Raw genomic sequence first — 2,353 nt, 5'->3', positions numbered from 1 at the left:
GAACGGCGGACTGTTAATCCGTATGTCGCAAGTTCAAGTCTTGCAAGGGGAGCCACATTCAAGAAAGCCAAGTCGAAAGACTTGGCTTTTTTTCGTTTGAACAAAAACAAACTCTATTCAATATACACATCAGCTCCTCACTAACTCTTAATCAGTCTCGATAAATTGAGTTATCTCCTTTTAGTACTCTTACTACAGCAGTTGATTCTAAGTTCTATAAAGCATATCCACTACAACAGAACCAACGCCTTATAAAGTTCATGACCCGCTAATATTCACATTAAAACAAATAGAACCAAGTCCTGTTACTTTTTTTTCTTCGAAAATTTAATCCCTATCATACTTTGATGTCTTTCTAATATCTGCCTTACACCACTTAGATTAAGATTCGATGAATTATACCTAATACTAATTATTGAATCGCTGCGCGGGGAAATATGAAACTAAAAACGCAAGCTTACTTATTATCGGGCATCATCTTGATCGCCCTGCTAGCACTGACGGCTACAGGCTTATGGACCTTAAGAGTTGCTAGCAACATGGACAACAAAGCTCGCGTAACAGAGCTGTTTAAGAGCGCATACAGCATTCTTACTGAAGTCGAAAAAATGGCGATTGATGGCACACTAGAAGAAGAGCAAGCCAAGCAACTAGCTACTCGCCTTCTACGCAACAACATCTATAAAGATAATGAATATGTTTACGTAGCCGATGAGAACATGACGTTTATCGCGACACCATTAGATCCTCAACTGCACGGAACCAGTTTTAACGACTTTAAAGATGGCGACGGCAATAGTGTTGGGCAGCTAATCCAAAGAGTACTTGGTAATCGTACTGGCGAGATCATTGAGTACACCTGGACACAAAAACTGCCAGATGGAACGATTGAAGAAAAACTGTCTATTGCAGAGAAAACGCCACATTGGGGTTGGGTTGTCGGCACTGGTATCGGGTTCAATGAAGTTAACGCTCGTTTTTGGTCTACTGCTCAATGGCAGCTATTCCTTTGTGTCGTGATTGCTGGTCTTATTCTGGCGAGCCTAATTGTATCCATTAAACGCATGCTAGCGCTTCTTGGCGGCGAACCTAAAGACGTACGAGAAGCAGTACAAGCCGTAGCACAAGGTCGAATTCAAACCTCTTTCGAAACTCAGGCAATTGACGGCAGTATCTATCACGCCGTACAACAAATGAGTAAGTCATTGGCTGAGCTAGTATCAAACCTTGACGCTTCAATGCTGGCATTAAGAGGCGAACTGCAGCGCGTAGAAGATCGCGCTGGGTCAATTGGTCAACTGACAGACACCCAACAGCAATCAACAGAGATGATCGCGACAGCAATGACCGAGATGGCCTCTTCAGCCAATAACGTAGCTGCTTCAGCTAGCGATACCGCGCGCAACACCGACGAGGCCGACAAACAGAGCCAGCATACCCAACAACTCATTCACAACACAGTAGATAACATTCAAGGCTTAGCAGGCCAACTAGGCACAGCAAGCGAAGCTGTCGCTAACCTAGATAACGATGTAAACAACATTGCAAAAGTATTGGATGTGATTGGTGATATAGCGGAGCAAACTAACCTATTGGCACTAAATGCAGCCATTGAAGCAGCTCGAGCCGGCGAACAAGGTCGTGGATTTGCTGTTGTAGCAGATGAGGTTCGTAACCTTGCAGGCAGAACACAATCGAGCACAAAAGAAATCCAATTAATGATTAATAACCTTCAAGAGGGATCTCGCAACGCAATTCAAACCATGGAAGTGTGTGCCGCGACCAGTGAAAGCACCGTAACAGAGTCTCAAAACGCCTCTGAAGCACTACAACAGATTGTTGTCGCATTAGAGTCCATTTCATCAATGAGTCATCAAATCGCAACAGCGGCCGCTGAGCAGACTCAGGTGAGCGATGATATATCGAAGCGTATCAATATGATCGAAGAGAGCGGTAACCAACTGAGCAATGTCGTAACAGAAAGTCATAACAGCACCCAAACTCTTGCCTCTCTTTCCAACGAATTAGAAGCTTGGGTTAATAGGTTTGAAGTAAAACACTAAACTCCCTAGAAAATTTTCAAATAAAAAAGCACGTTTTCATACGTGCTTTTTTTATTTCGGCGCCCATTCAGTGTAGTTAACCGTAGTTTTACTATCTTTTAGGGCATGCTAGACCTAGGTTTTTCACCCCAAATGAGCAAAAACAACCCACTAAGTATAGAAAAACATCAAACGATACTTTTTTTGCAATTTAATGTTGACCCAGAACGCGAAAACACGTTTAATACACCTCGTCGCCCGGATAGCTCAGTCGGTAGAGCAGAGGATTGAAAATCCTCGTGTCGGTGGTT

General features: G+C 43.3%; 1 protein-coding gene. It reads left to right on the top strand.

The features are described 5' to 3' along the window. Nucleotides 1-437: 437 nt before the first annotated feature. Nucleotides 438-2,063 carry a methyl-accepting chemotaxis protein gene (locus AB6D06_RS22360; RefSeq protein WP_017062210.1) on the top strand — a complete coding sequence of 542 codons (1,626 nt, stop codon included), beginning with the start codon at nucleotides 438-440 and terminating at the stop codon, nucleotides 2,061-2,063. The last annotated feature ends 290 nt before the right edge of the window (nucleotides 2,064-2,353 follow it).

This window comes from Vibrio sp. 10N.239.311.G01 (assembly GCF_041465805.1).
Classification (GTDB): Bacteria; Pseudomonadota; Gammaproteobacteria; order Enterobacterales; family Vibrionaceae; genus Vibrio; species Vibrio crassostreae_C.
The sequence above is the reverse complement of the archived record's forward strand: the minus strand, read 5'-3'. Positions and strand labels throughout refer to the sequence as shown.